The organism is Pseudomonas sp. GW456-12-10-14-LB2 (assembly GCF_002884345.1).
GTDB classification, from domain to species: domain Bacteria; phylum Pseudomonadota; class Gammaproteobacteria; order Pseudomonadales; family Pseudomonadaceae; genus Aquipseudomonas; species Aquipseudomonas paraglycinae.
On the sequence record NZ_POHV01000055.1, the window covers coordinates 1 to 26,984 of the forward strand.

The 26,984-nt window shown below is 63.2% G+C and carries 19 protein-coding genes; 6 read left to right on the forward strand and 13 right to left on the reverse strand.

The window, feature by feature from the left end; translation table 11 throughout:
• Positions 1-72: 72 nt before the first annotated feature.
• Positions 73-10,596 carry an autotransporter-associated beta strand repeat-containing protein gene (locus C1X29_RS26300; RefSeq protein WP_102718752.1) on the reverse strand — a complete coding sequence of 3,508 codons (10,524 nt, stop codon included), beginning with the start codon at positions 10,594-10,596 and terminating at the stop codon, positions 73-75.
• 410 nt (positions 10,597-11,006) lie between these two features.
• On the opposite strand from C1X29_RS26300, the gene C1X29_RS26305 reads away from it, so the two are divergent.
• Both C1X29_RS26305 and C1X29_RS26310 read left to right on the forward strand, forming a co-directional pair.
• The gene (locus C1X29_RS26305) at positions 11,007-11,966 is read left to right on the forward strand and encodes a nucleoside-specific channel-forming protein Tsx (protein ID WP_102718753.1); all 960 of its coding nucleotides are present in this window, start codon (positions 11,007-11,009) and stop codon (positions 11,964-11,966) included.
• A 487-nt stretch (positions 11,967-12,453) separates the two neighbouring features.
• Positions 12,454-12,831, forward strand: coding sequence for a DUF6124 family protein (locus C1X29_RS26310; protein WP_039770242.1), 378 nt, complete (start codon positions 12,454-12,456; stop codon positions 12,829-12,831).
• Between the two features lie 139 nt (positions 12,832-12,970).
• Here the strand turns inward: C1X29_RS26310 and C1X29_RS26315 are convergent, their stop codons facing one another.
• From C1X29_RS26315 to C1X29_RS26325, 3 genes are all read right to left on the reverse strand, one after another.
• Positions 12,971-13,927, reverse strand: coding sequence for a zinc-binding alcohol dehydrogenase family protein (locus tag C1X29_RS26315; protein ID WP_102718754.1), 957 nt, complete (start codon positions 13,925-13,927; stop codon positions 12,971-12,973).
• 31 nt (positions 13,928-13,958) lie between these two features.
• Complete coding sequence (locus C1X29_RS26320) at positions 13,959-14,132, reverse strand: DUF1427 family protein (protein WP_007958996.1); 174 nt, start codon at positions 14,130-14,132, stop codon at positions 13,959-13,961.
• An 89-nt stretch (positions 14,133-14,221) separates the two neighbouring features.
• Entirely contained in the window at positions 14,222-15,010 is a 789-nt protein-coding gene (locus C1X29_RS26325; RefSeq protein WP_085745875.1) for a helix-turn-helix domain-containing protein, read from the reverse strand.
• Between the two features lie 137 nt (positions 15,011-15,147).
• Here C1X29_RS26325 and C1X29_RS26330 point away from each other — a divergent pair, with 137 nt between their 5' ends.
• Together C1X29_RS26330 and C1X29_RS26335 are read left to right on the forward strand one after the other, a co-directional pair.
• Entirely contained in the window at positions 15,148-15,375 is a 228-nt protein-coding gene (locus tag C1X29_RS26330; protein WP_011335095.1) for a DUF6555 family protein, read from the forward strand.
• 38 nt (positions 15,376-15,413) lie between these two features.
• Entirely contained in the window at positions 15,414-15,686 is a 273-nt protein-coding gene (locus C1X29_RS26335) for a hypothetical protein (protein WP_102718755.1), read from the forward strand.
• Positions 15,687-15,710: 24 nt separating this feature from the next.
• On the opposite strand, the gene C1X29_RS26340 is transcribed toward C1X29_RS26335, so the two are convergent.
• The 3 genes from C1X29_RS26340 to C1X29_RS26350 all read right to left on the reverse strand — a co-directional run bounded on the left by C1X29_RS26340 (position 15,711) and on the right by C1X29_RS26350 (position 17,249).
• Entirely contained in the window at positions 15,711-15,878 is a 168-nt protein-coding gene (locus C1X29_RS26340) for a metallothionein (RefSeq protein ID WP_074689145.1), read from the reverse strand.
• A gap of 423 nt (positions 15,879-16,301) precedes the next feature.
• The gene (locus C1X29_RS26345; protein ID WP_085686889.1) at positions 16,302-16,757 is read right to left on the reverse strand and encodes a DMT family transporter; all 456 of its coding nucleotides are present in this window, start codon (positions 16,755-16,757) and stop codon (positions 16,302-16,304) included.
• Positions 16,758-16,760: 3 nt separating this feature from the next.
• Positions 16,761-17,249, reverse strand: coding sequence for a DMT family transporter (locus C1X29_RS26350; RefSeq protein ID WP_039770247.1), 489 nt, complete (start codon positions 17,247-17,249; stop codon positions 16,761-16,763).
• 111 nt (positions 17,250-17,360) lie between these two features.
• Here C1X29_RS26350 and C1X29_RS26355 point away from each other — a divergent pair, with 111 nt between their 5' ends.
• On the forward strand, positions 17,361-18,296 hold the full coding sequence (locus C1X29_RS26355) for a LysR family transcriptional regulator (RefSeq protein ID WP_102718756.1): 936 nt from the start codon (positions 17,361-17,363) through the stop codon (positions 18,294-18,296).
• 210 nt (positions 18,297-18,506) lie between these two features.
• Here C1X29_RS26355 and C1X29_RS26360 read toward each other — a convergent pair whose 3' ends face one another.
• Entirely contained in the window at positions 18,507-20,189 is a 1,683-nt protein-coding gene (locus C1X29_RS26360) for a methyl-accepting chemotaxis protein (RefSeq protein ID WP_102718757.1), read from the reverse strand.
• A 208-nt stretch (positions 20,190-20,397) separates the two neighbouring features.
• Positions 20,398-21,714, reverse strand: coding sequence for a Na+/H+ antiporter family protein (locus C1X29_RS26365; RefSeq protein WP_102687106.1), 1,317 nt, complete (start codon positions 21,712-21,714; stop codon positions 20,398-20,400).
• 314 nt (positions 21,715-22,028) lie between these two features.
• On the opposite strand from C1X29_RS26365, the gene C1X29_RS26370 reads away from it, so the two are divergent.
• Entirely contained in the window at positions 22,029-24,176 is a 2,148-nt protein-coding gene (locus tag C1X29_RS26370) for a methyl-accepting chemotaxis protein (RefSeq protein ID WP_102718758.1), read from the forward strand.
• Positions 24,177-24,379: 203 nt separating this feature from the next.
• Here the strand turns inward: C1X29_RS26370 and C1X29_RS26375 are convergent, their stop codons facing one another.
• From C1X29_RS26375 to C1X29_RS26390, 4 genes are read right to left on the reverse strand one after another with little or no spacing between them, the layout of a single operon-like run.
• Positions 24,380-25,693 carry a sensor histidine kinase gene (locus C1X29_RS26375; protein WP_085745870.1) on the reverse strand — a complete coding sequence of 438 codons (1,314 nt, stop codon included), beginning with the start codon at positions 25,691-25,693 and terminating at the stop codon, positions 24,380-24,382.
• Positions 25,690-26,358 carry a response regulator transcription factor gene (locus tag C1X29_RS26380; RefSeq protein WP_011335105.1) on the reverse strand — a complete coding sequence of 223 codons (669 nt, stop codon included), beginning with the start codon at positions 26,356-26,358 and terminating at the stop codon, positions 25,690-25,692. Before C1X29_RS26380 ends, C1X29_RS26375 begins: the two co-directional genes overlap by 4 nt.
• A 3-nt stretch (positions 26,359-26,361) precedes the next feature.
• A complete protein-coding gene (locus C1X29_RS26385) occupies positions 26,362-26,673 on the reverse strand; it encodes a PepSY domain-containing protein (protein WP_039770259.1) in 312 nt (103 codons plus the stop codon).
• Entirely contained in the window at positions 26,673-26,981 is a 309-nt protein-coding gene (locus tag C1X29_RS26390; RefSeq protein ID WP_102718759.1) for a PepSY domain-containing protein, read from the reverse strand. The genes C1X29_RS26385 and C1X29_RS26390 overlap by 1 nt, the downstream gene beginning before the upstream one ends.
• Positions 26,982-26,984 lie beyond the last annotated feature (3 nt).

The window sequence follows — 26,984 nt, forward strand, 5'->3', positions numbered from 1 at the left end:
GGATTTTAGCAGAGGGGTCGGCGGGCAAAAAAAAGCCGCCCTTGCGGGCGGCTGAAGTGCTTCGCTCCTGAATCAGAACCCGAGGCTGAAGCTGATGGTCATCGCATGGTCGTTGCTCTCGTTCGACAGCTGCCCCGAATAGCCGATACCGAGCTTGCCGGTCGGGCTGATCTGGAAGTCCACGCCTGCTTCGACCACCGCGCTGTCCTTGGCAATCGGTACGCCCTGGGTGTTGAACGAGGCGCCGCCGTCGATGAAGGTCAGGTCAGCGTCAGGTTTGGTGTCGCCGAAGGCATGCCGCCAGCCGAGGGCCGCGCGCGGGGTAAACTGCCCACCGTTGGCCAGGGTGATGACCTTGCCGGCGCGCACGCCCAGGGTCGAGAAGGTGATGTCCTGATCGGACTCGGCGCGCAGGCGCCCTACTCCTCCTTTCTCCTTGGCCTTGTCGCTGTCGTAGTTGACGTACGCCAGGCCGGCGAACGGTTCCAGGGCAATCCCGGCCGCTTCGATGGCATAACCGACTTCACCGAACACCTGGGCGCTGCGCGCGTCGTAATTGGCCTTCAACCGATCGTTGTAGGCGCCGACGCTGACGTCGCGCTTGGTTTCGATATCGTGCCAGCTGTACGCCGCGCCAAGGCGCACTGCCAGGGCATCGAATTGCGAGTTGAGGTACGCCGCCAGGTGGTAGCTCTCGACCGTGGCATTCGAGCGACGATCATGAGCATCCAGATCGCTGCGGGTGTAACCGGCGGCTATGCCGACGCGCCATTGGTCGTCGAGCTGCTTGTCGGTGCCGAGCATGAAACCGCTCAGGTTGCGATCCAGTTTCGCGCTGTTGCTGTCGCCGTCCGACTCGCCCCAGGCGCCGAGCGCGCGGGCCCAGCCGACCATTTCGCCGTGGCAGCCGTTGCTGCTCAGCTGGTTGTCGCTCGGGGCCAGGGCGCGGCGTGGATCATCCGGTGCACTGCACGATGGCTGGCGCATACGGTCGTTGACCGCGTCCCGTACGTAGCGCGAATCCTCGAGAACTGCGCTGGCGGTACTGGCATGGATTTCCCCCGACAGGCTGTCGAAGGCGTTACGTGCGCCCGCCACGCTGAGGTTGATGATTTCGGCCTGCAACGCGCTGCCCGCCGCACCGTTGCGCATCAACGCCGAAGCGGTATTGCGCTGGTTGCGGGTGGCGGCAACGTCGACGAACGAGTTGCCGTTGCGGCTGACCACCAGGTTCACCGCGTTAGCGTCGTACACCAGCGCAGTATTGAGGAACGCGTATTGCGGCAGGTCGGCGGCGCTGAAGGTGCCGGTCACCCCGCCACCGGCGGTGATCAGCGAGTACACGGTATTGCCGGTGAACGGTGCCAGGCTGTTGACCTGCAGACCACCGCTCAGAGTCGCGGTACCACCGACGGCCAGCGGAGTGGCGGTCGGCGAGCTGACAGTCAGGGCCAGCACACCGTCGGCGGCGTTGGTCAGGTTGCCGGCGACACTCAAGGTGCCGTCCTCGCCACCGGAAGCCACCACGCCATGGTTGACCACCGACCCGACGCTACCATTACCGCTCAGGCCCGCGCCATTGGCCACGGTGACCTGGCCGGCGAGGGACGCCCGCGCCGCACGGCTGCCGACTTGCAGCACGCCCTGATCCACCGCCACGGTGCCGCTGAAGGGTTGATCACCGGTCAGCAGCAAGCGCGCGGCACCGCGTTTGGCCAGGGCGCCGACACCGCTGAGGCGTCCGTTGAACTGGCCGTTGGCGTTCTGCTGGAACACCAGCGAGGCGTTGTTGAGGATGTTGCCCTGCAGGCTGGTGGTATTACCGATCAGCGTACCGCCGCTGACCGTGGTCCCGCCGCTGTAGGTGTTGGCGCCGCTGAGGACCAGAGTGCCGGAATCCAGTTTCTCGATACCGCCACTGCCCACCAGCGGTGCGGAAATTTCCGCGCTGCCACCGGCATTCACCCGCACCGGCGCGAGGCTGCCGCCCGGGCCGTTGACCGGTGTCAGCGTACCGCCAGCACCTGGAACCAGGCTGTAGCCGCTGGAGAGGAATTGCAACCCGGTGAAGTTCTGGTTGCCTTGCACGGTGACCGTGCCGCTCTGCCCGCCGAACACGGCGAACTGACCGTTCGACGCCAACGCCTGAGTACCGCTCGGATCGGTCCAGTTGGTGCCCGGCCCCCACACGCCGCTGCCGCCACCGATGCTGCCGTCCGGGTTCGTGGTGCCGCCGTTCCAGAACTGCACTTCACCCGGGGTGTTCTGCACCAGCAGGTTGACCTGATTGGCCAGCGCGGTCTGCAGGGTCAGATTGGCCGCCGACACCGGCAAACTGCCGTAGACCAGACCGTTGTCTGTCAGGCTGCCGCCGTAGCTGAACAGTTGATAGACCCCGGTGCCGAAGCCGCCGGCATTGCTGATGTTCAGCGTGCCGTCGAGGGTCAGGTTGCCGGCGACGTTGACCACTGTGGTAGAACTGGCGGCCGAGCCGAGGGTGAAGTCCAGGTTGGTGCCCGAAGACAACGCAAGCGAACCGACCGACAACGGCGTTGCAGTGCCGCCACCCGTCAGCGTCGCACCGTTGGCCAGTTGCACGGCGCCTGCGAACACGCCGCTACCGCCGATTTTCGCCCCGCTGGCCACGTTGACGTTGGCACTGTTGAGCACACCGTTGACGTTCAGCGAACCGGCCTGCACCGCGGTGTTGCCGGTAAAGGTGTTGTTGCCGGTCAGCAGCAAAGCGCCGGTGCCGGTTTTGTTCAAAGTACCGGCGCCGGTCAGATTGCCGGTGTAGCTGCCGTCGCTGTTCTGCTCGAAGGTCAGCGTCGCGTTGTTGGCGATGGCGCCTTGCAGGCTGCTGGTGTCGCCACGGGTGCTGCCGCCGTTCAGCGTCGTACCGCCGCTGTAGGTATTGGCACCGCTAAGGACGAGGTCGCCACTGCCGTTTTTCACCAGACTGCCGCTGCCGGTGATTGCACCGATCAGCGTGGTGTTCTGGTTGCCGGCCAGGGTCAATTCCGCACCCAGGTTGATGGCATTGGCCAGTTGCAGCGCAGAGGTACTGTCGAGGGTGCCGTTGCCCAGCACGCTGAGAGCGCCGCTGCTGATCGCGCTGTTGTTGCCCAGGATCAGCGAGCCGCCGGACAGTTGAGTACCGCCGCTGTAAGTATTGCTACCGTTGAGAGTCAGGCTTGAGGCGCCAGTCTTGATCAGACTGCCGCTGCCGCTGACGACACCGTCGAGGGTCAATGCGTTGGAGCCGGCGACGGTGAGTCCGCCGTTGAGCACCACGGCGTTGGCCAGACTGACCGCTGCGTTGCTGTCCAGCGCCGTGCCGTTGGCGGCGGTCAACACGCCGGTGCCGAGGGCTGAGTTGTTGCCGACCACGATTTTGCCGCCATTGAGCGCGGTGCCGCCGGTGTAGCCGTTGGCGGCGTTGAGCACCAGGGTGCCGGTGTCGTATTTGCCCAGTGTGCCGGCGCCGTTGAGCGCCACGCCCACGGTGGCGGTGACGTTCGGATCGACCCGCACGGTGGCATTGCCCAGCGACCCGTTGACCAGATTCAGCGAACCGGCCGTGCCGTTCTGCAGACTGTAGCCATCGGTGACGAACTGCATGCCGGTGATGGTTTGCGCGCCGTTCACCGTGACGGTGCCCGCCGTGCCCTGGAACACCGCGAAGCTGTTGGTCCAGGCCTGATTGGTGGTGCCGTTGACGTCGGTCCAGTTGGTGGTGCCGGTGCCCCAGGTGCCGCTGCCGCCATCCACCGAACCGTTGGCAACGAGTTGATTGCCGTCCCAGAACTGCACGGTGACGCCCGGTGCGGTGACCAGCAGGTTGATCTGGTTGGCCAGTGCGGTTTGCAGGGTCAGGTCGCCCGGAGTGACGCTGCCCGGCACGGTGCCGATCAGCATGCCGTTGTCGGTCAGGCCACCGGTGTAGTTGATCAACCGGTACACGCCGCTGCCGAAACCGCCGATGTCGCTGACGTTGAGGGTGCCGTCGAGGGTCAGGTTGCCGCCGACGTTGACCAGTGCGTTGCCGCCACCGGAGACCGGTGTACCGAGGCCGACATCGAAGTTGGAGTTGGCGTTGAACACCAGCGAATTCACCGACAGCGTGCTGCCGGTGGCGCCGGCCAAATGACCGCCGTCCGCCACAGTCACCGCCCCGCCGAGCGAGCCGCCACCGGTCAGGGTGCCGCCGCTGTTGACCAGCACACTGGCGCTGTCCAGCGAGCCGCTGACGTTCAAGGTGCCAGCATTGACCGTGGTGTTGCCGGTCAGGCTGTTGAGGCCGGTGAGGGTCAGCGTACCGGTGCCGAGTTTGCTCAACTCGCCGGTACCGGTGAGCACGCCATCGAAGATGCTGCTGGCGTTGTTGCCGCCGATGCTCAGCGTGTTGCCGCCGCCGATCAGTGCGGTGCCGCTGCCGGTCAGGCTGGCGAGGCTGCCGGAGCCGCCGAGATTGAGGGTCGCCGCAGCGCCGAGATTGACCCCGGCATTGCTGCCCAGTGCCGAGTTGCCCAGGGTGGTCAGGCTGCCGGACTGCACGTCGAAGGTGCCGCTGAAGGTGTTGTTGCCGGACAGCGTCAGGTCGGCCAGACCGTTCTTGGTCAGGGTGCCCGCCCCGGCGATCACGCCACCGAGGGTCAGGTTATTGTTACCGGCCACGCTCAGGTTGGCATTGACGTTGACGTTGTTGGCCAGCACCAGTGGCGCCGTGGTGTCGAGGGTCGAAGCGCCCGCCACGGTCACCGTGCCGGAACCCAGGCCTGCCGAGGTGCCGAGGGTCACGGTGCCGGCGTTCAGCGTGGTGCCGCCGCTATAGGTGTTGATGCCGTTGAGGGTCAGATTGGAGGCGCCGTTCTTGATCAGACCGCCAGTGCCGCTGACCACACCGCTGAGCGCTACGTCGCTGTTGCCGGTATTGGTCAGGTTGGCGTTGAGCACCACGTTGTTGCCCAGCGACACCGAGGTGTTGCTGTCCAGCGCCGAGGCGCCCGCCACGGTCAGGTTGCCCAGACCGAGAGCGCCGTTGCTGCCGGCGGTCAGGGTGCCGGCGTTAAGGGTGACGCCGCCGAGGAAGTTGTTGGCCCCGCTCAGGATCAGGTTGGCCGCGCCGTTCTTGGTCAGGCTGCCGGCGCCGTTGATCGCACCGCTGAGTGTCAGATCGTTGCTGCCGACGATACCGAGGTTGCCCGCCAGGTTGATCGCGTTACCCGCCGTGACAGCACTGCTGGCATCCAGGGTAGTGCCGTTCGCCGCGTTCAGGGTGGCCGAGCCCAGCGCGCTGTTCGACGCCAGAATAAGACCGCCCGCGTTCAAAGCCACTGGCCCGAGGAAGGCGTTGTTGCCGCCAAGGGTCAGGTTGGCCGCGCCATTCTTGATCAGCCCGCCGGTACCGTTGATCACACCGTTGAGGGTCAGCGCGTTGCTGCCAAGGATCGTCAGGTTGCCGTTGAGCGTGGTTGCGTTGGCCAGGGTCACGGCGGTGTTGCTGTCCAGTTGCGTGCCGGCATTGGCGATCAACGCACCGCTGCCCAGCGCGGTGTTGTTGCCGACCACGATTTTGCCGCCATCGAGTTGCGTGCCGCCGGTGTAGCTGTTGGCGCCATTGAGCACCAGGGTGCCGCTGTCGAGTTTATTGAGAATGCCGCTGCCGTTGATGTTCACGCCGACCGTGGCGGTCACGCCCGGATCAACGCGCATCGCCGTGGTGCCGCCGGCACCGTTGACGGCGGTCAGCAGTCCCGAGGTGCCGTTGACCACGTTGTAGCCATCGGTGAGGAACTGCATGCCGGTGAACAGTTGCGTGCCATTGACCGATACCGTGCCGGCCGTGCCCTGGAACACCGCGAAGTCGCCGGCCCAGGTCTGATTGACCAGACCATTGGCGTCGGTCCAGTTGGTGCCGGCGCCGTTCCAGGTACCGCTGCCGCCATCGACAGTACCGTTGGCGATGGTCTGGCTGCCGTCCCAGTAACGAATGTCCGAATTCGGCGCCGAAACCTGAATGTTGATCTGATTGGCGACCCCGGTCTGCACCACCAGATCGCCCAGCCCATAACCGACCGGCACGCTGGCAACGTCCAGGCCCAGATTGGTCAGGGCGCCGGTGTAGTTGAACAGACGATACACACCGACGCCGAACCCACCGGCATCGGTGACGTTGAGATTACCGTCGAGGGTGAGGTTGCCGCCGACGTTCATCAGCGACGTGGTCGATGGCGTCCCCAGCGCCGCATCGACATTGCTGCCGGCTGCGAGCGTCAATGATCCGGCCGAGAGTGTATTACCCGACGACAGGGCCAGGTGACCGCCACTGTTGATGGTCATCGCGCCGAGCGCCGAACCGTTGCCGGTGAGGGTGGCGCCGGTATTGACGTTGACCTGGGCACTGGCCAGCGAACCGCTGAGGTTCAGGGTACCGCCGTTGACGGCGGTGTTGCCGATGATGCCGTTGATCCCGGTCAGGTTCAGGGTGCCGGTGCCGACCTTGGTCAGGCCGCCGTTGCCGCTGAGGTCGCCGTCAAAGGTGCTGGTGCTGCTGACCCCGCCCACGGTCAATGTGTTGCCGCCGCCGATCTGCACGCTGCCGCTGCCACTCAGGCCATTGAGGCTGGCGTTGCTGCCGAGGTTGAGACTGGCGCCGGCGCTGACGTTGGCGCCGGAGGTGTTGCCCAGTGCCCCGCTGCTCAGGGTGGTGACGCTGCCGGCAGCAATGTTCAGCGCGCCGGTAAAGGTGTTGTTGCCACTGAGGGCCAAGTCATCCAGGCCGGTCTTGGTCAGGCTGCCGGCGCCGTCGATCACGCCGCTGAGGGTCAGGCCGTTGTTGCCGGCCAGGGTCAGCCCGGCATCGAGGGTGATGTTGTTACCGAGGGTGAAAGCGCTGCTGTTGTCCAGCGTCGCGGCGCCACCGACGGTGAGCGTGCCGCTGCCCAATGCGCCGGGCGCGCCGAGGGTCAGGGTGCCGGCGTTGAGGGTGGTGCCGCCGCTGAAGGTGTTGGTGCCGTTGACGGTCAGGTTGGCGCTGCCGTTCTTGACCAGTTGGCCGGTGCCACTGAGCACGCCGCCGAGGGTCAGGTTCTGTGTGCCGCCAACGCTCAGGGCCGCATTCAACACGACCGCGTTAGTCAGGCTGACCAGCGGCGAACTGCTGTCGAGGGTGGCCGCACCGCCGACGGTCAAGGCGCCGGTGCCGAGCGCCGAGCTATTGCCGACCGTCAGCGTACCGGCGTTCAGCGTGGTGCCACCGACATAGGTGTTGGTGCCATTGAGGCTCAGGTTAGCCGCACCGTCTTTCACCAGACTGCCGGCGCCGGCGACGGTTCCGGTGAGGGTCAGATCCGCGCTGCCGCCCACATTTAGTGCCCCGGCGAGGTTGACTTGATTGCCCAGAGTGACGGCGGTGTTGGTGTCCAGCGTGGTGCCGGCCGCTGCGTTCAACGCGCCGCTACCGATCGCGGTATTGCTGCCGACAATCAGCTTGCCGACGTTCAGCGCGGTGTTGCCGAAGTAGGTGTTGGCGCCGTTGAGGATCAGATCGGCCGGGCCGCTTTTGGTCAGGCCGCCGACACCGGAGACCACGCCCGCGAGGGTCAGCGCGTTGCTGCCACCGATGGTCACGTTGCCGCCGAGGTTGACGTTGTTGGCCAGGCTCGCCGCTGTGCTGGCATCCAGTGTGGTGCCGTTGGCGGCGTTGAGTACGCCAGTGCCGAGGGCAGTGTTGGAGCCGACGACCAACGTCCCGGCGTTCAGCGACGTAGCGCCGGTGAAGGTGTTGTTGCCGGTCAGGGTCAGGGTCGAAGCACCGGTCTTGATCAGGTTGCTGCCGCCGCTGATCACGCCGCCGAGGGTCAGCGGGTTAGCGCCACCGGTGGTGAGGTTGGCGTTCAGGGCAATGGCGTTGTTCAGCGTCACGTTGGCGCTGCTGTTGAGCGTGCCGCCCGACCCGCCCACGGTCAGCGTGCCGGTGCCGAGTGCCGCGCCGTTGCCGACGGTCAGGCTGCCGGCGTTGAGTGCAGTGCCGCCGGTGAAGGTGTTGGCGCCGTTGAGGGTCAGGTTGGCCGTGCCGTTCTTGATCAATTGACTGGCGCCGCTGATCACCCCGCCAAGGGTCAGTGCATTGCTGCCGCCGATCCCCAGATTGTTGTTGAGAATGACGTTGTTGTTCAGCGTCACCGCGGTATTGCTGTCGAGAGTCGCCGCGCCGCCGACAGTGATATTGCCACTGCCGAGCGCAGCGTTGGCGCCCGCCGTAATGGTGCCTGCGTTCAACGCAATAGCACCGAGAAACGTGTTGGTGCCGTTGAGAATCAGGTTCGCCGCGCCGTTCTTGGTCAGCCCGCCGCTGCCGCTGACCACGCCGCCGAGGGTCAGGTTGGCGCTGCCACCAATGTTCAGGTTACCGCCGAGGGCGACCGCGTTGCTCAGCGCCACGGCGGTGCTGGTATCGAGGGTGGTGCCCGCCGCCGTGGTCAGCGCGCCGGTGCCCAGCGCGGTGTTGGAGCCGACGATCAGCGTCCCGGCATTCAGTGCCGTGCCGCCGGAGAAGGTGTTGTTGCCGCTGAGGGTCAGGTTTGCGGTGCCGTTCTTGATCAGGTTGCCGGCGCCGCTGATGACCCCGCTCAAGCCCAGTGCCTGAGTACCACCGATGGTCAGATCCGCCGCCAGCGCCACCGCGTTGGCCAGGGTCACGGCGGTGGTCGCATCCAGCGTAGTGCCGGCCGCTGCGTTCAACGCGCCCGTGCCGAGGGCGGTGTTGCTGCCGACGAGCAAGCTGCCACCATTGAGCGCGGTGGTGCCGCTGTTGGTGTTGTTGCCGGTCAGGGTCAGGCTGGCGCTGCCGCTCTTGGTGATCGCCCCGGTGCCGGACACGACGCCGGCCAGGGTCAGGGCATTGCTGCCGAGCACGTTCAACGCACCGGTGATGCCGACGTTGTTGGCCAGCGTCACGTTGCCGGTGCTGTCGAGACTGGTACCGTTGCTGGTGTTGAGGACACCGGTGCCCAAGGCGTTGTTGTTGCCGACGCGCAAGGTGCCGGCGTTGAGGCTGGTGTTCCCGGTGTAGGTGTTGATGCCGTTGAGGGTCAGGCTGCCGCTGCCGGTCTTGGTCAGGTTGCTGGTACCGCTGATCACCCCGCCCAGGGTCAGCGCTCCGGTGCCGGTTGCGGTCAGGGTGCTGTTGAGCGTGATCGCGTTGGCCAGCGAAATCGGCGTCGTTGCCGAGATGCTCGAAGCGCCGCCGACCGTAATGCCGCCAGTGCTGAATGCCGAGTTATTACCCACTAGCACTGTGCCGCCGTTGAGCACAGTGTTGCCGGTGTAAGTGTTGATGCCGTTGAGGTTGAGCTGACCGCTGCCGATCTTGGTCAGGCCGCCAGTACCGGAAATCACGCCGTTGAGGGTCGTGCCGTTGATGCCCTGCAGGGTCAGGCCGCTCGCGCCCAGATTGATCTGGTTGGCCAGCGACAGTCCCGCGTTGCTGGCCTGGAGGATCCCGCCGTTGGACGTCAGCACACCGCTGCCGAACGCGGCGTTGTCGTTGAACTGCGCGACACCGCCATTGAGTGTGGTCGCCCCGCTGACCAACGGCCCCTGCAAGGTCCAGGTACCGCTGTTGAGGGTCAGGTTGTTGAAGTTGACGTAGGTCGCGCTGGACGCAGTGCCGGTCCCGGTGACGCCACCACCGACGCCGATCGGGTTTTGCAGGATCAGCGTGTTGGTGCCCCCCGCGCCGCCATCGATGGTGCCGGTCGGGGCGAAGGTCAGGTTGATGCCGACCAGGCCACCGAGGCCGACGGACACTTGCACACCGTCACCGACGTTAACGCTGGAACCGGTGATCGCGTAGAAGGTGTTGGTGCTGCCGGCACCCATCGACAAGCCGCCAGTGATGTTACCGGCGTTGGTGAAGGTGTTGCCTGCTGCCGACGTCTCGAACGCAATCCGGCCGTTGATCGTGCCGCTGGCACTGTTGGTCATGTTGACTTGCGAGCCGCCATACACCCCGACCACCGGGGTATCGGCCAGGGTGATGCCGCCGACCGACAGCCCTGTGGACGTAATGGTGCCGTTGTTGGTAATGGTCGTGGTACCCGCCGCCGCGTTGTTCACGCCGATAGCCAGGCCGTCAATGCTGGTGAGGTTGAGGCCGAGCAACATCCCCGTGCCACGCATGATCCCGCTGGCATTGTTGACCACGCTGACCGTGCTGGTCGCGCCGGTGCCGATGAATGCACCGCCACTGAGGATCGACACCAGGCCCAGCAAGGCCGGGTCGACGGTGCCGGAGTTGTTCAGGTTGATATTGGCCCCGGTCAGGTTGATGACCTTGCCGCCCAGCGTCGCATTCATCTGCGCGCCCGAGTTGACGTTGACCGTCAGGCCGCTGGTGGCACTGCTGTAGTCATTGAGAAACAGCGGCAGGGTCGGCACGCCCGAACAGGTAATCGTGGAGCCCGCCGCCGAGCAGGTGGCGAACGCCTGCTCGCTGACACCACCGAACAAGAGTCCGGCGACGCTCAGATGCACAGCAAGGGACAGTGGGGAAAAACGCGAAACGAGGGCGACACCAAACCTTGCTTCCACGGGTTACTCCTTTCGTGGCCGATTTCGTCCTTGAAGGCGTGCAACTGCGGCAAGATCCAACACGCGTATCAAGCGTATGACGGTCATCAGATAAACCGTCCCATTCCAGACACACGCTAGTTGATGCCCTGCGATGGGGCACCGGTTAAATAGTGTTAATACTTTTGTGCGATAAGGCCCTGCGTCGATACTTCCGGCCGTTCTGAGCAAGGGCTTGAGGACGATTTGAGGCGCTTTTGCGGGGAGTTGATCGAATCGCTAGGTAAACCCGTGAATCAATCGATTTTTCAGTGGTTTGGAAAACTGGTACGGCTTGTGCAAACGTTTGCTAATCGCTAATGACCGCGTTTTCGTTACAAAACCGTACAGGGCCCATCATTTCGGGCCTTGATCTGCAAAAAGGACTTTGAATGTACGTTTCTTACTGCCACCGCCGTCGCGGTGCACGCACCTTTGCTGTTTCCCTGCTACTGGCCGGCGTTACCGGAGTTCTCAGTCACACCGCGCTGGCGCAACCTGCCCTGCCCGAGGAATCCGCCCAGGGAGAAGCCCTCAGCCCTGAAGCCAGCCCGCCGCAAAAAGGCGCGTACCTGTCGGACTGGTACAACCAGGACCTGATGCTGATCGGCAGCAAGGACATCAGCTTCGGCCCGCAACCGGCCGACGACATCTACCTGGAATACGAGTACTTCGGGCGCAAAGGTCCGTTCGAGCTGTACGGCTACATCGACATTCCGAAGATCTTCAACATCGGCAACAGCCACGACAAAGGCGTGTGGGATCACGGCTCGCCGGTGTTCATGGAGCACGAGCCGCGCATCTCCATCGACTACCTCGCCGGCCGCAGCCTGGCCATCGGGCCGTTCAAGGAATGGTACGTGGCGTTCGACTGGATCTACGACCACGGCAGCCGTAAAGAGAACCGCGCCAACACGCTGTACAGCGGTTTCGGCACCGACATCGACACCCACTCGCGGGTCAATCTGTCGGCCAACCTGTACGGGCGTTACCAGTGGGAAAACTACGGCGCCAGCAACGAATATTCGTGGGACGGCTACCGCGCGCAACTCAAGTACATCGTGCCGATCGACAAATTCAGCAACGGCGCCTCGCTGACCTACATCGGCTTCACCAACTTCGATTTCGGCTCGGACATCCACAAGGACAACCCGGCGCGCACCGCCAATGCCACGGTGGCGACCAACGTCTTGCTGTACTCGTTCACCCACTTGCGCTTCACTTTGGTCGGCCGTTACTTCCACAACGGCGGCAACTGGGAGGACGGCAGCGAGCTGAACTTCGGCGACGGTAATTTCCGTGCACGTTCCAATGGCTGGGGGTATTACGCGGGGGTCGGGTATCAGTTCTGATCCCGCCCCTTTCAAGGCTGAACATACTGGCGAGACTGCTCGCGTTGACGCCTACAGAACAATACAGCGCATCAGGTATACAAACCCGCCGCCCCGTTTGATCGGGACGGCGGGTTTTGTCGTTTCGGGCACAAATCAACGCAGTGTTGGAGAGTGTTGAAGATTATGTCCGCAAAGCCACGCGACCTTGCGCCTTTGCCTACGCATCCGCCAGAATCCGCCGGCTTGTGCGCCTTGGGGGCGGGTTCTATTGTTTGGCGGTCGCTGAAAAACAGCGATCGGGTTTAGCGACTCGAATCATAAATAGGTGCATCAGCGCTCCATGCTTTGTCGCAGGCTCAACGTCTGCAACTCCGCTATGGTGGCTGTATGCGGGAGACCCTCGGGTCTGCCGGGTGCCTATAACCGGTTCGCTAACCTGCGTACAGCCGCCACCTTCCTGTTTAGCGACAGCTCCGGGCGGCTCCACTCTTATAGGAGCTTCACCATGATCAAACCCACACCCAATCCACCCGAAACCGACCCCACCTCGCCCTACGAAACCCTCGACTCCAAGAAATTCCACGAAGCCGCCGAACGCGCCCTCGATCACTATCTCAATCCACTGCTCCCCCGAAAACCCCTGCTCAAACACAACACCCGCTACCTCATCGCCCCCGGCATCGACAACGAAGAACTGCTGGCCGACGCCTGCGAAACTCTGACCTCGGCCAAGGTGATGGCCAATGACTTCGCCGGGCTGGTGGATGGCCCGCAGCGGCATGTGCTGTTGGGGATTGCGCAACTGATCATGCTGGGTGAGCTGGCGGTGAATCGGGTGCTGGATAATCTGGAAGTGAAGACTGAGGCGTCCGCTGCAGCCTGATCGATTGATCGACTGATCGTTCCCACGCTCTGCGTGGGAATGCAGCCCGGGACGCTCCGCGTCCCAAAGAGCGGACGCAGAGCGTCCATTGAGGCATTCCCACGCAGAGCGTGGGAACGATCTAATGCATTGGTGTCGCTCAGGGAATCAGGATGACCTTGTCGCCACTGCCCTGATTCACATCGGCATACCGCGCCAGCCCTTTGGCCAGAGGCGCTTCCACCAGCCCTTGCGGCAGTGGCAGCAGATCTTCGTCGAAGAACCGGCCAAACTGATCCAGCATCGCCGCGCAGGCTTCAACGCCATACAGCAACGAGTTGATGCCGACCACCGAACCGCCCTTGCGATACAGGGCCAGTGCCGGCAACTGCACATGCCCATCGACTGGCGCAGCGATGATCGCGATCCGCCCGAAAGTCGCCAATGCTGCCACCGAGGCCGGCAGCCAGAATCCGGTGGTGTCGAAAATCACGTCGGCGCCGCCGCGATACACCGCGTTGACCTGCGCACCCAGATCCTCGGGTTTATCCAGCTGAATCGTCTGATAACCCTGCGCCTGCAAGTCCTTGACCTGCTCCGGCCGCCGCGCCGCCGCCAGCAACTGCGCGCCGCGCACCCTGGCCAGCGCCAGTGCTGCCGTCGCCACCGCCCCGCCGCCAATCACCAGCAAACGGGTTTCGGCGCTGACCAGACTGCGCTCCAGCGCATCCCACGCCGTGGTGTAAGGCACACCGAGGCTGGCGGCCTGGGTGAAACTCAGGTGCGAAGGTTTATGCGCCACGCCACTGGCCGGCAGTTTGACGAACTGCGCATGGGAGCCATCGGCGAAGAAACCCAGCTCACGCCCGGTGCCCCAGACCTCCTGACCGATCAACGCCTGCGGCCCTTCGACCACCACACCGGCAAAGTCCCGACCGGGAATACGCGGCAGCGTGGTGTACGGGAAACGCCCGAGCACGTTCTTGACGTCGCTGGGATTGAGGCCGGCAGCCCTGATCTGCACCAGCACCTCGTCAGCATCCGGCACCGGCGTCGGCACCTCGACGAAGCGCAGGGACGACAGGTCGCCGGTTTTATCGAATTGCAGTGCTTTCATGGAAATCTCCACCGAAGGAAAAAGACAGGATTCAGGACAGCCAGCCACTGACCAGTTGCCGGCCCATCGGCCACAACTGCTCGCCCGCCAGCATGCCCAGCAGGCCCACCAGCGCAATGGTCGGCGGCGCCGGAGAACGGACATCCAGCGCGCCATACAGCAGGCCGACACCCAGACCGACGCCCAGTGAAATCAGGTAATTCATGGGATCACTCCGCCACACAAAGGGAATGGGCAAAGTCTAGGGAAAGGTCGCGACCGGCACCGGCCAAGGACTTCTGAATTTCGGCCAAATCAGCCGGCAAGCGGCCCGCTATCGAATTGCGAAGGGGCGACACCCAGCTCCCGGCGGAACATGTCGCTGAAACTGCTCGGCGAATAACCCAGCTCACGGGCAATCGCGCTGACCGGCACACCCTGGATCAACTCCGCCACCGCCGTCGCCAACTGCACCTGCCGCCGCCACTCGGCGAAGCCCATGCCCAACCCTTCCTTGAACAACCGCGCCAGGGTGCGCACGCTGGCCCCGGCGTTTTCCGCGTGCTGCTCGAAAGGAATGTCCAGCGACGGCGCGGCCATCACCGCCTGACACAGACTCATCAACCGCCGGTCGGCATCGTCAGGCAGCGGGATCTTCAGCTGTGAACGCCTTGCGCGTTTCAGCTCCAGCAGCGCCAGCCCGACCAGTGCCTCGTAGTACTCGGCATCGCCGCTGTCGCCCTGCGCCACCAGCCCGACGATCAACTCACGCAGCAGCCCGCCGACCTCGATCACCTGCACCGTCTCATCCAGCGTCGCCGCCAGCGCCGGGCGCAAGTAGATATTACGCATCTGCAAATCCGACACCACCCGAATCCCGTGTGGCACCCCCGGCGGCAACCACACCGCCCGCTGAGGGGGCACCACCAGCGCCTCGTGGGGGGTCTCGACCCACATCACCCCGCTCATCGCATACAGCAACTGCCCCCACACATGCTCGTGCGGCTCGATAAACAACCCACGCGGATAGGTGCGCGCCAGCGGCTGCACCGGCACATCGGTATCACTCAAATCAGGGGGCGCAGCGAGGGCCATGGCGAGCATTCATCGGGGTTGGTGAGAGCGCCATGGTAACCAGTGCGCCTCGTCCCTTGCCATTGATAGATACCGTCGGACAATCCGAGTGAATTTTCCCGGAGCCCAGCGATCCTTCTATTACCACAGGGAGGAAGATGGGCTTTATGAACAACGCAAAACTGTACGTCATCGATTACACCCTTCACGGCGCGCCTAAGTCGTTCATTATCCGCTCGGACAAAATGGACAACACCGAGGCGTGGCACTGGGCAAGCTGCGACGCAGGGGTCGGCCGCATCCCGCGTTTCGGCCGGGAGAAAGTGCAGAAGACCAGCAAGCCGATGGCAGAAAAATTCGGCGTGGAAAACGTCACATGGCGACCGGCCAGCTAAGCTTGCGCGCAGGCGGGGACTATTTCGGGGGATTACACATGACAACCATCGACAGCCCGGCGCACCTGGACTACGGCCTGGACACCCTCTTTGGCCGCATCACCAAAAGCGTCGACTGCCCGGTTGGCCTGGAACCCGTCGAAAACGACCCCTACCGCTTCGCCCTGCGCGTCCCGGCCCCCTTGCCGGAAGACCTTGAAAAGGCCAAAACCATCGTCGTCAACGTCGAAGGCCGCCGCCTGCACGGCAACGTCCGCCACACCGAACGCCTGGACGACGACAGCCTGAAACTGGAAGTGGAGCCCGACTAGGCTCCACTTTTTCAATACCTAGGATTACTTGGGATGCGCACACTGACACCCCTTGCCCGAACACTCCTCACCACTCTTGTGATGATGCGCACAGGCCTCACAGCAATAATGCTTCCCGTGCGCCACATAAGAATGCTCACCCTCCTTGATCGTACAACGACATCCCGGACAATCGCATTTTCTATCTGCCATGGAACAGACTCCTTCGGTGGTGGTTGTCTGAGGCCGAAAGAACAAGCCGTGCTACCAGTGTAGAAGGTGAAAAGCACCTAACCACCTAGTCCCCCTACCCCTCCACCACTCAACACGATGAGCGTTAGCTCGAGTACCGCTTTTGATCGCAACGCCCGTCGGCAGGCTGAGTGGAGGGATTGATCCGGGGGTGGGAGCGCAGCGACCGTGCGGCGCAGCCGCATGCATCGAGAGGAGGTGCAGCGAAGCAAACCGTAGGCGATGCCCCCGGATCAATCCCGGAGCGAAGGAACCCGAGCCACAGCGAGGGCCGTACGTCAGGGTAAAGCCTTTTTGGTTACTTTTTCGGCGTTTGGAAAAAGTGACCCGCCGTAAGGGCGGAACCATAAGCAGCCACCCCCGAAGAAACGGATATTCACTCAATCAATCAGCCTGACGCACGCTACTGCGATACATGAAAACCAGCGCCAACCCGAGACAAACCATCGCCAAAACTCGACTAGAAGACAGCTCAATCGCCGGATTCCCCAACCACCCAAAATTATCAATCAACATCCCCATCCCCAACTGCCCGACAATCACCGCCACGGTCGCCACAGCCGTACCGACGCGCGGTACCGCGCCAACCATCACCATCATATAAACCACCCCAAACAGCGCCCCACTCAACTGCCACTTCGGCACCTCCAGCAAACTCACCGCCTGAGCAGGCTCAAAAAACAAAATCAACAACCCCGTAGAAACAGCGCCGACGACAAACGTCAACAAACTGCTGCGCAACACCCCAACGGTCTCCCCCAACCGCCCATTGATCGCCGCCTGCACACTCAACACCGCACCGGCCAACACCACCACCGCCAACAAAATAACCAGACTCATCACTCACCCCCGCGCAATCAAAACCAAAGCCGCCACAATCAACCCCAACGCCAGCCACCGCTCAGCATTGACCTTCTTGCGCGTAGCCCCAAACCAACCGAAATGGTCAATCAACACACTCTTGCCAACCTGCCCCGACAAAATCGCAATCATCGTCATCGCAATCCCGATATGCGGCGTCGCCAGCGTCAACACCACCACATACATCGGCCCCAGAAACCCGCCGATCAACTGCCAGCGCGGCAGATCCGTCAGCGCCGGCCCCTTCTGCGGCCCCGCAAACAACAACAGCAAAAACAGAATCGCCGACCCAACCCCGAAGATGCTCAAGGTCGCCCACAAATGCCCGACCTGCTCACCCAACGGCCCCAGCAACCCCGCCTCCACCGACAAACCCATGCCGGCCAGAATCACCAGCGGCAACAGCAACAAACGCAAACCAGGCCGCGCTACCGGCGCCGGCGCGGCACTCACTTCATCAAACGACTGCATCTGAAAAACCTCTGAAGGAAACGATGGCGCGGATTATCGGCTGGCGCAGCTGTGCGATAAATGGGAGCATCCCGACAACACTTTTGCGCAACTCGCACAGCAGGACTGACGATGCACGGGCTCAACGAACTGGGATTCAAGGCTTTAAGGCTGTTTGTGGCGGTGCTCGACCACGGCAGTTTTTCCGAAGTCGCCCGCCGCGAGGGCGTGGCGCCCTCCTCGATTTCCCGGCAGATCCAGTTGATGGAGCAGGCGCTGAACCAGCAACTGCTCTACCGCCACACCCGCGCGGTCACGCCGACCGAGACCGGGCGCATGCTCGGCCACCACGCGCGGCTGGTGCTGGTACAACTGGAAGAGGCCGAACAGGCGTTGCAGGAACAGCAAAGCGAGCCGACCGGCCTGGTGCGGATCAACGCCCCGGTGGTGTTCGGCCAACGCCACCTGACGCCATGGCTCGGCCGTTTGTGCGAGCGCTATCCGAAGCTGCAACTGGACATCCAGCAGACCGACCACTACATCGATCCGCTGCAGGAAGGCGCCGATCTGCTGTTTCGCATCGGCCCGCTGCACGATTCGAGCATGCAGGCGCGGATCCTCGCGCCGCACCGGTTTCAGGTCGCGGCCAGCCCGGCGTACCTCAAGCGCGCCGGCACGCCACAACATCCCGAAGACCTCGCCCGCCACCAGTGCCTGGCCTACAAGGGCGCGACCGGTCAGCAGCGCTGGTTCTTCCGTCAGGGTCAGGGCGAGTGGACACCCTATGCAGTCAAGGGCCCGATTACCGGCAACCATGCGGACACGTTGACCCAGGCCGCTGTGCAAGGGCTGGGGCTGGTGATGTTTCCGTCATGGCTGATCGGCGAGGCGGTGCGCGAGGGCACGTTGGTGCCGGTGTTGGGGGATTATCAGGTGTCGAACAGTGTCGAGCCGCAGCAGATTGCGGTGCTGTGGCCGGGGAGCCGGCGGTTGTCGGTGAAGGTGCGGACGGTGATTGATTTTTTTGTTGAGTGTTTTGGCGAAGTCCCCTACTGGGACAGGCCCTGAGCTCGCCAAAGTCAAAAGCCGGCCCTCACCCTAGCCCTCTCCCGGAGGGAGAGGGAACCGAACGGGGGATATTCGAGAGATACGCCGACATGAGCGATCGGCTGTGAATCCATAATCGACACGATTTTTCAGGTCGATGTATGACGCAAGACACTGCGGTCAGTCCCCTCTCCCTCCGGGAGAGGGTTAGGGTGAGGGGGCCTTTGGGGGTCAGATCCGGAACTGCCCCACCAACTTCCCAAGCCGCTGCCCCAACTCCGCGAGACTGCGCGAGGTCTGCGCCCCCAACTGTGTCTCATCCGCCACGTTATCCACCGCCACCGCAATCTGGTGCACGCTGCGGTTGATCTCTTCAGCCACCGCCGTCTGCTCTTCAGCGGCACTGGCAATCTGCGCGTTCATCGAGTTGATGGTCGCAATCAGATCCGCCATCGCATCCAGCGACGCCCCCGCCTGATTGGCCTGCGCCGAAGTACCATCACCCGCCTCGCTGGAACGGCGCATCGCTTCAACCGCCGACTGCGTCCCCGCCTGCAAGCGATCGATCATCCCTTGAATTTCCTGAGTGCTGATCTGCGTGCGCGAAGCCAGCGCCCGCACCTCGTCCGCCACCACCGCAAACCCGCGCCCGGCCTCGCCCGCCCGGGCTGCTTCGATCGCGGCGTTGAGCGCCAGCAGGTTGGTCTGTTCGGCAATCGAACGGATCACCCCGAGCACGCCGACAATCGACGACACGTCCTGCTGCAGGCTGTCGAGGGACACGCCGCTGCTGCGGATGTCGTCCACCAGCGCATGAATCTGCTTGATGCTGCCGGCCACCACACGCTTGGCGGTCTGGCCTTCTTCGTCGGTCTGCTGCGCGGCGACGGCGGCGTTCTGTGCGCTCTTGGCGACTTCCTGCGCGGCGGCGGACATTTCATTGATCGCCGTGGCGACCTGATCGGTTTCGTGGCGCTGACGCTCCATGGCCTGATCGGAGCGCTGAGCCTGATCCGATACCTGCGTCACCAAACCGGTCAGTTGCGAAGTCATTTCGGTGATCTGCCGCACCAGGCCGTGGATCTTGTCGACGAAACGGTTGAACGAGCCGGCCAGTTCGCCGAGTTCGTCCTGGCTGGTGATGGTCAAGCGCCGGGTCAGGTCGCCCTCGCCCGCCGCGATGTCATCGAGGTTGGCTTTCATCAGGGTCAGCGGTCGCAGGATGGTGTTGGCCAGCAGCATCCCCGCCGCCGCGATCACCAGCAGCACCATCACCGCCACGCCGACGATGCTCAGCACCACGCCTTGCATGCGCTCCTGCACCTTGGCCTCGACCACCGCCACTTGCGCTTCGATGCCATCGAGGTTGACCGACGTACCGACCGCCATGTCCCACTTCGCCAGGTATTCGGTGTAACCGAGTTTCGGCACCAGCACTTGCGCGTTGCCCGGCAGCGGCGAGCTGTATTGCAGGTAGTGAGTGCCGTCCTTCGCGACTTTCACCAGGTCGCGGTTGACGTAGACGCCGTTCGGGTCGCGGTTGTCCTTGAAGCTTTTGCCCACGCCTTCGGGGTCGTTGGCCTTGAACAGGCGCACGGTCTCGGAGTCGTAGCCGAAGAAGTAGCCGTCCTTGCCGTACTTGATGCTCGACAGCAGCTTGATCACCTGCGCCCGCGCCTCGGCGTCACCGGGGGCGGCAGCGTCGTACAACGGTTTGATGGTGGTCATGGCCACGGCGACGTAACTGGCCAGCGTGGCTTTGGCGTCACCGAGCAGGCGTTCGCGTGTCTGCTGGACTTCATTGCGCGCCTGTTCCTGGAGGATGAACAGCGTGGTCAGGCTGATCACCAGCGCAAAGAGCAGCACCGGAAGGACGGCAAGGGACAGGACTTTAGCCTTGAGACTCAGGCGCATGGGGGCTCACTCTTTTGGTTTTATTGGCGTGGTTAAAGGCTTTAACGGCACGCGAAACCAAAAGTTGAGCTGCGGCTTGAGAACGACACCTCGACGCCGATCGTTCCCACGCTCCGCGTGGGAACGCAGCCCGGGACGCTCCGCGTCCCAAAGCGTGACGCAGCGCGTCACAAGAGGCGTTCCCACGCAGAGCATGGGAACGATCACATCAGAGGACCATCGCAGCCACCCAGCCAAACGCCAGCAGCGGCAGGTTGTAGTGCAGGAAGGTCGGAACAACGGTGTCCCAGATGTGGTGGTGCTGGCCGTCGATGTTCAGACCGGAGGTCGGGCCAAGGGTCGAGTCTGACGCGGGCGAACCGGCATCGCCCAAGGCCCCGGCCGTGCCGACGATGCAGACAATGGCAATCGGGCTGAAACCCAGTTGCACGCACAGCGGCACGAAAATCGCCGCCAGAATCGGCACCGTGGAAAACGACGAGCCTATGCCCATGGTCACCAGAAGACCGACCAGCAGCATCAGCAACGCACCGATGCCCTTGCTGTGATTGATCCACGACGCCGAAGACTCGACCAGCGTCTGCACCTCGCCAGTGGCCTTCATCACTTCGGCGAATCCGGAAGCGGCGATCATGATGAAGCCGATCATCGCCATCATCTTCATGCCTTCGGTAAACAGGTCATCCGTCTCGCGCCATTTGACGATGCCCGACGCCGAGAAGATCAGGAAACCGGCCAGCGCCCCGATAATCATCGAATCCAGCAGCAACTGAATAATGAAGGCTGCGGCAATGGCGACACCGGCGATCAACAGGCTTCGCGGGTTGTACTGCACCGCCACCTGCTCGACCTGCTCGATTTTCCCCAGGTCGTAGACGCGCTTCTTGCGGTAACTGATAAAGGCGATGCCCAGCCCCACCAGCATGCCCAGCGCCGGAATCCCCATGGCATGGGTGACGTTGATACCGCTGATGTCAACGCCACTGCGGGCAACGTTGGCCAGCAGGATCTCGTTTAGGAAAATATTGCCGAAGCCCACCGGCAAGAACATGTACGGCGTAATCAGGCCGAAGGTCATGACGCAGGCGATCAGCCGACGGTCCAGTTGCAGCTTGGTCAGTACATAGAGAAGCGGCGGCACCAGCAGCGGAATGAACGCAATGTGAATCGGCAGGATGTTCTGCGACGCGATCGCCACCACCCACAGCAGGCCGATCAGCATCCATTTGACGCTGCCGCCACCGGTCGCATGCTGGCGGTCGACCATCGCCAGAGCCTTGTCGGCCAGCGCGTGGGCCAGACCGGACTTGGCAATCGCCACGGCGAAAGCGCCGAGCAACGCGTAGGACAACGCCACCGTCGCCCCGCCACCCAGGCCACTGTTGAAGGCCTTGAGCGTGGCGTCGATGCCCAGACCACCGGTCAGGCCACCGACCAGCGCACCGACGATCAACGCGATCACCACATGCACCCGGGACAGGCTGAGGATCAGCATGACGCCGACCGCAGCAATCACTGCATTCATTTCACTACCTCGAAAACACGACGGTAAAGCCATTCACCGCCAGACAGGATGAGTCCGGCCGACAAGCCACGAGGGTCGCCAGCGGATTTGCATAGAGGGTCTTATTAGAAGGGCGCGCACTGTGCCGCAGCGCGGGCGCAGTGTCAAAGCGACTGGTCGCAACACTGTGTAACTTTCCATGATCAATCCGCTGAACAAGGCATATCCGCCACAACATGCGTCAATTCGCCCTATTGCATTTACGCCATAAAGAAAGCCGAAACGCGGCCGTTACAGTGCAAAGTCTCAGATATTTATCGAATAAGGACGTTTCCATGTCACTCAGACAACTTTCCATCCAATGGAAAATCACCCTGCTCGCCGGGCTCTGCCTGGCCGGTATCGTGACCCTGTTGGTGGGTCTTTCGCTGTATCGCATGGAGCACAGTTCCGAACTGGTGAAAGCTTCGAGCATGGAAATGCTCACCGAGTCGGCCCAGGCCCGCATTGAATCCCAGGGCGAAGTCCAAGCAGCGGGCATTCGCCAGCAGTTCATGGACGCCTATCAATATGGCCACGGTTTCTCGCGTCAGGTGCTGTTCCTGCGCGAACAGGCCGAGAAGCGCTTCCTCGATGCCTTCGACCTGCGCGAAGACATGACTCGTCAGGTGAAATCGGCGCTGCAGGCCAATCCGGATCTGCTCGGCCTGTCGCTGGTGTTCGAAGCCAACGCGCTGGACGGCAAGGACGAACTGTTTGCCGGTCAGGCTGAACTGGGCAGCAACGACAAGGGCCGCTTCGCCCTGTACTGGTCGCAGCCGACCCCGGGCAAGGTGACCTCGATGGCCCTGCCGGAAAGCGACATGACCGACACCAGCACCGGCCCCAGCGGCCAGGCCGCCAACGCCTGGTTCACCTGCCCGCGCACCACGCTCAAGCCGTGCGTGATCGAACCCTACTTCTATGTGATCGACGGGCAAAAGGTGCTGATGACCAGCATCGTGTTCCCGTTGATGGTCAACGGCAAAGTCATCGCCTCGCTGTCGGTCGACATCAACCTCAACAGCCTGCAAGCGATCAGCCAGAGCGCCAGCAAAAAGCTCTATGACGGCCAGACCGCCGTGAGCATCATCAGCCCCGCCGGCCTGCTCGCCGGTTACAGCCCGGACGCCAATAAACTCAGCCAGCGCCTGGATGCCGTGGACACCACCAGCGGCGCCGAGCTGCTGCGCCTGCTCGCTTCGAGCAACGCCGTCAGCAGCCTGCACAGCAACGCGCAACTGAAAGTGCTGTCGCCGTTCCAGCCGATTCCCGGCGGCCCGTCCTGGGGCGTGCTGCTCGATGTGCCGGAAAAGGTGCTGGTAAGCCGCGCCGAAGCGCTCAAGCAACAACTGGATGCCAGCAACACTTCGGGCACCCTCATCGAACTGAGCCTGGGCGTGCTCGCCGCGCTGATCGGCCTGCTGCTGGTGTGGCTGATGGCCCGCAGCGTGACCAAACCGATCCTCGGCGTGGCCCACATGCTGGAAGACATCGCCAGCGGCGAAGGCGATCTGACCCGCCGTCTGGCCTACGACAAGAAGGACGAGCTTGGCAAGTTGGCCGGCTGGTTCAACCGCTTCCTCGACAAGCTGCAACCGATCATCGCCGAGGTGAAACGCTCGGTGCAGGACGCGCGCAACACCGCCGATCAGTCTTCGGCCATCGCCACTCAGACCAGCGCCGGCATGGAGCAGCAATACCGTCAGGTCGATCAGGTGGCCACCGCATCCCACGAAATGAGCGCCACCGCCCAGGACGTGGCCCGCAGCGCGGCACAAGCCGCCGAAGCGGCCAAGGATGCCGATCGCGCCACCCGTCAGGGCCTGACCGTGATCGACCGGACCACCGCCAGCATCGACACCCTCGCCGCCGACATGAGCGCGGCGATGGTGCAGGTCGAAGGCCTGGCCGCCAACAGCGAGAAGATCGGCACCGTGCTGGAAACCATCCGCGCCATCGCCGAACAGACCAACCTGCTGGCCCTCAACGCCGCCATTGAAGCGGCCCGTGCCGGTGAAGCCGGACGTGGTTTTGCGGTGGTCGCCGACGAAGTGCGCAACCTCGCCCGCCGCACTCAAGAGTCGGTGGAAGAAACCCGCCAGGTCATCGAGCAATTGCAGACCGGAACCCAGGACGTGGTCGGCTCGATGGGCAACAGCCATCGCCAGGCCCAGGGCAGTGTCGAACAGGTCGGCCAGGCCGTGACCGCGCTGCGCCAGATCGGCGATGCGGTGACGGTGATCAGCGACATGAACCTGCAGATCGCCAGCGCTGCCGAAGAGCAGAGCGCGGTGGCCGAGGAGATCAACAACAACGTGGCGACGATTCGTGATGTGACGGAGTCGCTCTCGGGACAGGCGAATGAATCGGCGCGGGTGAGTCAGTCGCTCAATAGCCTGGCGAATCAGCAGCAGAGTTTGATGGATCAGTTTCGGGTTTGACTCGGGATTGCTGAAGATCAAGAGCTTACCCCCTCACCCCAGCTCTCTCCCCCAAGGGGGCGAGGGGGAAAGGGAGCAGATCTCCAAGGTGTTCAAAACCTGAGTTCGACTGAAGACTTTCAGGTCGGTGTAGCTCGGAAAACCAACTCGGTCAGTCCCCTCTCCCTCCGGGAGAGGGTTAGGGTGAGGGGGGCTCTTGAAGGCTACCGCCGAGGCAACTGAATCTCCACCTTCAACCCACCCCACTCGCTTTCGCCCAACACCAAAACCCCACCCCACGTCTCGACAATATCCCGCACAATCCCCAGCCCCAACCCATGCCCATGGGTCTGCTCATCCAGCCGCGTCCCACGGCTGAACACCTGAGCCCGCTGCGCCTCGGGAATCCCCGGCCCGTCATCCTCCACGCTCAGCACAAAACCTTCAGCCGTCTCGACCACGCTCAGCCGCACCTCGGCATCCGCCCACTTGCAGGCGTTGTCCAGCAGGTTGCCGAGCAGTTCCAGCAGATCCTCACGATCCCACGGCAATTGCAGGCCCCGCGGGGCCACATAACTCAGCTCCAGGTGCTCGCCATGGATCATATTCAACGTCGACAGCAGCCCCGGTAGCTCGGCGTCGCAATCGAACAGCGCTCCCGGCAACGCATCGCCAGAGAGCCGCGCACGGTTGAGCTCGCGGTTCAGCCGTTGCTGAACCTGCTCCAGTTGTTCCTTGAGAATCTTGCGCAGTTCCGGATGCGCGTCGAGCCTTTCACTCGACGCCAGACTGAGCAGCACCGCCAACGGGGTTTTCAGCGCGTGCCCGAGATTGCCCAGGGCATTGCGCGAGCGCTTGAGGCTGTCTTCGGTGTGCGCCAGCAAATGGTTGATCTGCGCCACCAGCGGCTCCAGTTCCGCCGGTACTTGTTCATCGAGTTGTGAACGCTGGCCCTGCTGCAACTGGGCGATCTGTTCACGAGCCTTTTCCAGCGGACGCAACGCGCGGCGCACGGTCAGGCGTTGCAGCAACAGAATCAGCAGCAACCCGGCCAGCCCGAGGCCGAGACCGATCTGGCGCATGCGCTGGAAGCTCTCGCGCACCGGCGTGTAATCCTGGGCCACGCTGATGGAAATCGACTGGCCGAGCCGTCGATAGTCCGAACGCAGCACCAGCAATTGCTGGCCGTCCGGCCCCAGTTGCAGGTTGCTGTGCAGGCCGGAGCGTTCGAGCAGCGGCAGATCCTGATCCCACAACGAGCGGGAGCGCCAATGGCTGTCGGCGAAATCGATGCGGAAGTAATGCCCGGAAAACGGTCGCTGGTAGGCCGGCGACAAGTGCCGCTCATCCAGCTGCAAGCCTTGCGGGCCGCGAACCAGCGCCACCAGCAGGCTCTCGCTGTCGTTACGCAAGCCGGCTTCGAGATAGCGCTGCAACCCCACTTCGAACAGCCACAGACTGGTTTGCGCCAGCAGCACGCCGACGACCACCAGCACACTGATCAACCCCAGGCTCAAGCGGCGCTGGATCGATCTCACGAAGCCTGTCCGCCAAACAGATAACCCTGGCCGCGACGGGTTTCGATCACGCTCTTGCCGAGCTTGCGCCGCAGGTGATTGACGTGGACTTCCAGCACGTTGGAATCGCGCTCGGTCTCGCCGTCGTAGAGGTGTTCGGCGAGGTGGCTTTTGGAGAGGATCTGCTCCGGGTGCAGCATGAAGTAGCGCAACAGACGGAATTCGGCGGCGGTCAGCTGAATATCGGCACCGTCGCGCACGACACACTGACGGCCCTCGTCCAGGTGCAGACCGGCGGCCTTGAGCGTCGGCTGGTTGGCCTGGCCCTTGGAGCGGCGCAGCAGCGACTGGATGCGCAAATACAGTTCTTCCGGGTGGAAGGGTTTGGTCAGGTAATCGTCGGCACCGGCCTTCAGGCCTTCGATGCGCTCGGCCCAGGAATCACGGGCGGTAAGGATCAGCACCGGAATCGTCAGACCGCCGGCGCGCCATTGCGCCAGCACCTCAAGCCCCGGCACGCCGGGCAGACCGAGGTCGAGGACGATCAGGTCGTAGGGCTCGCTGCTGCCCTGATAGACCGCATCGCGTCCGTCCGCCAGCCAGTCCACCGCGTAGCCTTGGCGTTGCAGGCCGGCCAGCAGTTCGTCGGCCAGCGGTACGTGGTCTTCCACCAGAAGCAAGCGCATCGGTCAATCTTCCTTGTCTTTCACGAGTTCACCGGTGTCGGCCTTCAGGTGCAGCTCACGGGCCACACCTTCGACGGTCAGCAACTCGACTTCATAAATGTAGACGTCGTGTTTTTCTTCCAGCTCGACTTCCAGCAGTTTCGCGCCGGGATAACGGTCCATCGCCTGCTGCAGCACTTGCTCCAGCGGCAGGATCACGCCCTGCTTGCGCAGATTGAGGGCTTCGTCGGGCCCCAGGTCGCGGGCCATCGCCGTCGAGCAAAACATCACCAGCGCCAATGCCGTACGGCGGGTGGCGCGAACATTCACCTTCATTACGTATCCTGATGATCCTTGAGCACTTGCCCGCTCACCGCGTCCAGTTCCAGGTCCCATTCCAGCCCCTGCGGATCACGCAGTTCGATCTGGTAGATGTACTTGCCGTACTGCTCTTCCAGCTCGGTGTCGGTGATCGTCGAACCCGGGTGTTTGGCCAACGCGGTGGCGTTGAGCTTCTCGAAGGAGACGATAGTACCAGCGTCGCGCAGGCGCAGGGCTTCATCCGGGCCGAGATCGCGGGCGCGAACGGTGCCGGCGGTGAGGCCGATGATGGAGGCAATGGTCAGGGCAGTCAGGGTTTTCATGGT